Here is an 8,077-nt window from a genome sequence, read left to right on the forward strand (position 1 = left end):
GGGCGGGGTGGTTTTTGTCGGCGACGTGCGGAACCGGGAACTCGCCCGCTGCTTCCACACCGCCGTGCAACTTCACCAGGGCGCGGAGAACGTGCTGGCCGCGGCGGACAAGGCCGCGCTGTCGGAGGAAGAGCTGCTGGTCGCCCCGGCGTTCTTCCCGGCATTCGCCGAGCACGTGCCCGGTCTGGAATGGGCCGAAGTCCGGCTCAAAGCCGGAGCGCACCACAACGAACTCACCCGCTACCGCTACGACGCCGTGCTGCACACCCGGGCCGAGTCCCCGCGCGAGGTGCCCGTGGTGGCCTACGAGGACCTGGCCGGACAGCTCCCCGAGGCCGTGCGGGTGACCGGCCTCCCGAACGCCCGCGTCGCCCAGGAAGCCGCCGCGCGCGAAGTGCTCGAACGAGGCGGCTCCAGTGCCGACGCCCTGGCTGTGTCCGTCGACGCGGTGGATCCGCACGAACTGGCTGAATCACTGGAAGCACGTGGATACCTGGTCGCGGCGACCTGGTCGCGGAATCCCGAGCAGTTCGACCTCGTAGTCGTGCGGGACGGCCTGCCGTTCCCGCGAATCGCCCCCGCGCCCGCCGGCGAGTTCTCCCCGGCTGCCTTCACCAACAGCCCGGCGACCCGCCGCGACGCCGGTGAAGTCGTCACGGCGGTGCGTGCTCACGCGGCGGAGTGGTTGCCGGAGTTCATGGTGCCGTCGGCGGTGGTGGTGCTGGACGAGCTGCCGTTGACGGTGAACGGAAAGCTGGATCGGCGTGCTTTGCCCGCCCCGGAGTTCGGAGCGGGGATCAGGCAGGAGCCGCGCAATGCGGCGGAGCACCAGTTGTGCGGCTTGTTCGCCGAGGTGCTCGGGGTGCCGGAAGTCGGCACGAACGAGAGCTTCTTCGAGCTGGGCGGGCATTCGCTGCTGGCCACCCGCCTGGTGGCCCGGGTGCGCACGGCGTTCGGGGTGGAGCTGGGCGTGCGGGCGCTGTTCGAGGCGCCCACGGTGGGTGCGCTGGCGCGCCGCCTCACCGGGGCGGGTGCCGCGCGAGCGGCCCTGACCCGGGTCGAGCGACCGGAGCACGTTCCGCTGTCCTTCGCGCAGTCGCGCCTTTGGTTCCTGAACCGCTTCGAAGGTCCTTCGCCGACCTACAACATCCCGCTCGCCCTGCGGCTGACCGGGCAGCTCGATGTGGAAGCGCTCGAACTCGCGCTGGCCGACGTGGTGGCCCGGCACGAGAGCCTGCGCACGGTGTTCCCCGAGATCGACGGCAGGCCGTGGCAGCGCGTGCTCGAGCGCGTGCGGCCCGAGCTGACCGTTACCGACGTGGACGACCTCGACCACGCCCTGGCCGGGACCGCCCGGCACATCTTCGACCTGGAATCCGAGATCCCGGTGCGGGCCGAGCTGTTCCGCACCGGGCCCGAGGACCACGTGCTCCTGGTCGTGGTCCACCACATCGCGGGCGACGGCTGGTCGCTGCGTCCTTTGTGGAGCGACCTGAGCACGGCGTACGCGGCCCACCGCGACGGCCGGGCACCGGACTGGGCACCGCTGCCCGCGCAGTACGCGGACTACACGTTGTGGCAACGCGAAGTGCTCGGCGCGGTGGACGACCCGGGCAGCGAGATCGCCTCGCAGGTCGCCTACTGGAAGCAGGCACTGGCTGGGCTGCCCGAACGGATCACCCTGCCCACGGACCGGCCCTACCCGCACCTGGCCTCCTACGCGGGCGACACGGTGACCTTCGGCTGGTCGCCCGACCTGCGCGCGCGGCTGGAAACCCTGGCCAAGGACGCCGGGGCGAGCTTGTTCATGGTGGTCAACGCCGGATTGGCCGCGTTGTTGTCCCGGCTCGGTGCGGGCGACGACATCCCGATCGGCGCCGCGATCGCGGGCCGCACCGACGAAGCCTTGGACGACCTGGTCGGGTTCTTCGTGAACACACTGGTCCTCCGCACGGACACCTCCGGCGACCCGACCTTCCGCGAACTCCTGGACCGGGTGCGTGAGCGCAGCCTGGAGGCGTACGCGCACCAGGACGTGCCCTTCGAACACCTCGTGGAGATCCTGAACCCGGAGCGCTCGCTCGCCCACCAGCCGCTGTTCCAGGTCATGCTGGCCTGGCAGAACATGCCCGCCGGCGGGGCCGACCTGCCGGGGCTGTCCGTGGTGCCGGAGTTCGTCGGCACCGGCACGGCGAAGTTCGACCTGTCCGTCTACCTGATCGACGGCGAACTGGAAGGCTTCGCCGAGTTCAACACCGACGTGTTCGACCGGTCCACAGTGGAATCCATCCTGGCCAGGCTGGAGCGCCTGCTGACCGCGGTGGCCGAGGATCCGGGCCGTCGCCCCGGGACGGTCGACCTGCTCGACGACGCCGAGCGCGAGCGCGTGCTCGGCGAGTTCACCAACACCGGCCTGGCCGTCGGCACCGCCACGGTGGCGGAGATGTTCACCCAGCAAGCGGAGCGCACCCCGGACGCGGTCGCGGTGATCTGCGGGGACGAGTCCGTCTCCTACCGCGAGCTCGACGTGGCGTCGAACCAGCTCGCGCGCCTGCTGGCCGAAGCCGGTGCCGGGCCCGAGCGGATCGTCGCGCTGGCCGTGCCGCGGTCGGTCGAGATGATGGTGGCGGTGCTGGCCGTGACGAAGACCGGCGGCGCCTACCTGCCGATCGATCCGGAGTACCCGGCCGAGCGGCTGGAGTTCATGCTCCGCGACGCGGCGCCCGTGGTGGCGGTGAGCACCGCGTCCGTTCGCCGGGTGTTCGACGGCACGGGGCTGCCCGTGGTGGAGTACGACCCGCGGCGGCTGGCGGACCAGGAACCGGGACCGGTCCGGTGCTCGGTCCACGGCCTGAACCAGGCGCACGTGATCTACACGTCGGGCTCGACCGGCACGCCGAAGGGTGTCGCGGTGTCGCACGCGGCCGTCGCCAACCTGGTGGTGTGGGCGGCGACCGTCTTCGACGACGACGAACTGTCGCACGTGTTCGCCTCGACCTCGCTGAGCTTCGACGTGTCCGTGTTCGAGATGTTCGCGCCGCTCGTGCGCGGGGGCGCGGTCGAGGTGGTCGCCAGCGCGCTCGCCCTGCCCGGCCGCCCCGGTGGCAGCCTGACCAGCGGCGTGCCGTCCGCGCTGGGGCAGCTGGTGCTCGACGGTTCGGTCGACGTCTCGCGCACGGTGGTGTTCGCCGGTGAGGCGCTGTCGCCGGAACTCGTGCGAGGGGTCCGCGCGGCACGGCCGGACCTTCGGCTGGTCAACGCCTACGGGCCGACCGAAGCGACCGTGTACGCGGCGGCGTGGGAGGCGGACGGCGACCTCGGCGGGCACGTCACGCCGATCGGGCGGCCGGTCGCCAACCTGCGGCTCTACGTGCTGGACCGGGGTCTGCGTCCGGTGCCGGTCGGGGTGCCGGGGGAGTTGTACGTCGCGGGCGCGGGAGTGGCCCGCGGATACCTGGGCCGCTCCGGGCTGACGGCTTCGCGGTTCGTGGCGAACCCCTTCGGCGACGGGGTGATGTACCGGACCGGGGACGTGGTGCGCTGGCGTGCCGACGGTGAGCTGGAGTACCTCGGCCGCGGGGACGACCAGGTCAAGATCCGCGGGTTCCGGATCGAGCCCGGCGAAGTGGAGTCGGTGGTCGCGGCGCACCCCGCGGTGGCGCAGGCGGTGGTGCTCGTCCGCGACGAACGCCTGATCGGCTACGTGGTGCCCGCCGACGAGGACGACGAAGCCCAGGTCAGCGGCTGGCAGCAGGTGTACGACGACCTCTACGCCACCGCGGCCGAGGTCCCGCTGGGCAGCGACTTCGCCGGCTGGCACAGCAGTTACACCAGGGAACCCATTCCGGTGGTGGAGATGCGGGAGTGGCGGGACGAGACCGTGCGCCGGATCCGCGAGTTCGCCCCGCGGCACGTGCTCGAAATCGGGGTGGGTTCCGGCCTGATCCTCAGCGAGGCGGCGCCGGGGTGTGAGAGCTACTGGGGCACGGACTTCTCGCCGGAGGTCATCGAGCGTCTGCGCCGCCAGGTGGCCGAGCGGCCGGAGCTGGCCGGGCGCACCGAACTGCGTTGCCAACCGGCGGACGACGTCACCGGTCTGCCCGAGGGCCGCTTCGATGTGGTGGTGATCAACTCGGTGGTGCAGTACTTCCCGCACGCCGACTACCTCGCCGACGTTCTGCGCTCGGTCACGCGGTTGCTGGCTCCGGGCGGCGTGGTTTTTGTCGGCGACGTCCGCAACAAGCGCCTCGCCGCCCACTTCCACACCGCGATCGGTGTGGTGCCGCAGGAGAAGGAACTCCTGGTGGATCCGGCGTTCTTCCCGGCGTTCGCAGAGCACGTCCCCGGTCTGGAGTGGGCCGACGTCCGGCTCAAGGGCGGCGCGTACCACAACGAACTGACCCGCTACCGCTACGACGTGGTGCTGCACACGCGGCCGGTACCGGAGTCCGAAGTGGACACCGTGCCGTTCACGGGCGTCGAGGACCTGTTGCGGCGGCTGGGCTCCGACATCCTTCGCGTCGAAGGCGTCCCGAACGCCCGCCTTACCGACGAAGCCGCCGTCGACCCCCACGAGCTGATCCTGTCGGTGACCGAACGCGGCTACCGCGCCCGCGCCACCTGGTCCCGCCGCGACGAGCAGTTCGACCTCGTGTGCGTGCGGAACGGGCTCCCCTTCCCACGCCCGAAGACCGCGCGTACCGGGGTCTTCTCGCCGGGCGCGTACACCAACCGGCCCGCGAGCAGGCACGACATCGGGGCGCTGGCCAACGCCGTGCGTGCCTTCGCCGGCGAGCGCCTGCCGGAGTACATGGTGCCCGCGGCGGTGGTGGTGCTCGACGAACTGCCGTTGACGGTCAACGGCAAGCTGGACCGGCGTGCCCTGCCCGCCCCGGAGTTCGGCGGGACCGGGACCAGGCAGGAACCGCGCAACGCCGCCGAGCACCTGCTGTGCGGTCTGTTCGCCGAGGTGCTCGGGCTGCCCGAGGTGGGCACGAACGAGAGCTTCTTCGACCTCGGCGGGCATTCGCTGCTGGCCACCCGCCTGGTCGCCAGGGTGCGCACGGCCTTCGACGTCGAACTGGGCGTGCGTGCGCTGTTCGAGGCACCCACGGTCGGCGCGCTGGCCCGGCGCCTGGGCGGGGCCGGTGCGGCACGGGCCGCGCTGGTGCCGGTCGACCGGCCCGAGGTCGTGCCGTTGTCGTTCGCGCAGTCGCGCCTGTGGTTCCTGAACCGGTTCGAAGGCCCGTCACCGACCTACAACATCCCGCTGGTACTGCGGTTGTCCGGCCCGCTCGACCTCGTGGCGCTGGAGTCCGCCCTGGCCGACGTGGTGGCCCGGCACGAAACCCTCCGGACGGTGTTCCCCGAGGTCGACGGCGTGCCGCGGCAGCAGGTGCTCGACGACGTGCGCCCGGAGCTGCCGGTGACGGTGGTGCGTGCGTTCGCCCCCGCGGAAACAGCGGCCCGGCACCTCTTCGACCTGGAGACGGAGATCCCGCTGCGGGCGGAGCTGTTCCGCGTCGGCGACGAGGACCACGTGCTGGTGCTGGTCATGCACCACATCGCCGCCGACGGCTGGTCGCTGGCCCCGCTGGCCAGGGATCTGAGCACCGCCTACGCCGCCCGGCGGGCCCGCCGCGCGCCGGAGTGGGCGCCGCTGCCGGTGCAGTACGCGGACTACACGCTGTGGCAACGCGAACTCCTCGGAGCGCTGGAGGACTCCGGCAGCGAACTCGCTTCGCAGGTCACCTACTGGAAGCAGGCACTGGCGGACCTGCCCGAGCGGATCACCCTGCCCACCGACCGGCCGTACCCGCCGACCGCGACGTTCCGCGGTGACACGGTGTCCTTCGAGTGGCCGGAGGACCTGCGGAACCGGCTCGAAGACCTCGCCCGTGACAGTGGTGCGAGCTTGTTCATGGTGGTCAACGCCGCGCTGGCGGCGTTGTTGTCCCGGCTCGGCGCGGGCGACGACATCCCGATCGGTGCCGCGATCGCGGGCCGCACCGACCAGGCACTGGACGAGTTGGTCGGGTTCTTCGTGAACACGCTGGTCCTGCGCACGGACACCTCGGGCGATCCGACTTTCCGCGAGTTGCTGGAGCGGGTGCGTGAGCGGAGCCTGGCGGCGTACGCGCACCAGGACGTGCCGTTCGAGCACCTGGTGGAGATCCTGAACCCGGAGCGTTCGCTCGCCCATCAGCCGCTGTTCCAGGTCGCGCTCGGCTGGCAGAACATGCCCGTGGACGAGGTCGCGCTGCCCGGGCTGGCCGCCGTTCCCGAGTTCCTCGGCACCGGCACGGCGAAGTTCGACCTGTCCGTGCACGTCCTCGCGGGCGGGAAGACCGGGCGGCTGGCCGGGATCGCCGAGTTCACCACCGACGTGTTCGACCGGTCCACTGTGGAATCCCTGCTGGCCAGGCTGGAGCGCCTGCTGACGGCGGTCGCCGCCGACCCGGATCGCCGGACCGGGGCGATCGACCTGCTCGACGCCGCCGAACGCCGTCAGTGGGCGGAATTCTCCGACGGCGGCCCGGCGCCCGCGGCCGTCACCGTGCCGGAGGTGTTCGCCGAATGGGCGGCGCGCACCCCGGACGCGGTCGCGCTGGTGCGCGGGGACGAATCCTGGTCGTACGCGGAACTGGACGCGGCCTCCAACCGGCTCGCGCACCACCTGATCGCGCGGGGTGCCGGGCCGGAACGGGTGGTGGCGCTCGCCCTGCCGCGGTCGGCGGACCTCGTGGTCGCCGTGCTGGCGGTGCTGAAGGCCGGGGCCGCGTACCTGCCGATCGATCCGGCGTACCCGGTCGACCGGATCGAGTTCATGCTCCGCGACGCCGCTCCGGCGCTGGTGCTGACCGAGTTGCCGGACTACCACGCCGAGCCGGAGGCACGCCCGGTCACGCTGTCGCCGCTGAACCAGGCGTACGTGATCTACACGTCCGGTTCGACCGGTGTGCCGAAGGGCGTCTCGGTGTCGCACGCGGGCATCGCCTCGCTGGTGGAGACCCAGCGTGACCGGCTCGGCCTTACGGACCGGAGCCGGGTGCTGCAGTTCGCCTCCCCGAGTTTCGACGCGGCGTTCTGGGAACTGTGCATGGCGTTCGGCTCGGGCGCCACGCTGGTGCTGCCCGAAAGCCGTGAGCTCGGCGAACTCGCGGCGGTGGTCGAGCGGTTCGGCGTGACGCACGCGCTGCTGACGCCCAGCGCACTCGCCGCCGTTCCGGCCGGAAGCCTGCCGGCCCTGACCCATCTGATCGTCGGCGGTGAAGCCTGTTCCCGTGAGCTGGTCGCGGCCTGGGCACCCGGGCGGCGGATGGTCAACGCCTACGGGCCGACGGAATCCACGGTGTGCGCGGTGCTCAGTTCACCGCTGTCCGTTGTGGACCCGGTGGTGCCGATCGGCCGTCCCGTGGTGGGCACGTCGGTGTACGTGCTCGACCGCGGGCTGCGGCCGGTGCCGGTCGGGGTACCGGGGGAGTTGTACGTCTCGGGTGCCGGGGTGGCACGGGGGTATCTGGGCCGGGCCGGGCTGACCGCGTCGCGGTTCGTGGCCGATCCGTTCGGGTCCGGTCGCATGTACCGGACGGGCGACCTGGTGCGCCGGCGCGCGGACGGCGAGCTGGAGTACCTCGGCCGCGGGGACGACCAGGTCAAGGTGCGGGGCTTCCGGATCGAGCCCGGCGAGGTCGAATCGGTGGTGGCCGGGCATCCCGGGGTGGCGCGGGCCGCCGTCGTCGCCCGCGACGAACACCTCGTGGCCTACGTGGTGCCGTCCGGGCACGAGGACGAGGAGGCCGACGAACAGCAGGTCGAGGGTTGGAAGCAGCTCTACGACGAGCTGTACACCCGGACCGACGCGGTCCCGCTCGGCAGCAACTTCGACGGCTGGAACAGCAGTTACACCAAGGAACCGATCCCGCCGGTGGAGATGCGGGAGTGGCGGGACCAGACCGTGCGGCGGATCCTGGCCTTCGAACCGCGCCGGGTGCTGGAGATCGGGGTGGGTTCGGGCCTGATCCTCAGTGAGGTCGCGCCCCGGTGCGAGAGCTACTGGGGCACCGACCTCTCGCCA

General features: G+C 71.8%; 1 protein-coding gene. It reads left to right on the forward strand.

What is annotated here, in order from left to right; translation table 11 throughout:
* Nucleotides 1–8,077 (forward strand): non-ribosomal peptide synthetase (locus JYK18_RS46375; protein WP_206810874.1); only part of this gene is annotated, 8,077 nt, incomplete at both ends.

Source organism: Amycolatopsis sp. 195334CR (genome assembly GCF_017309385.1).
Classification (GTDB): domain Bacteria; phylum Actinomycetota; class Actinomycetes; order Mycobacteriales; family Pseudonocardiaceae; genus Amycolatopsis.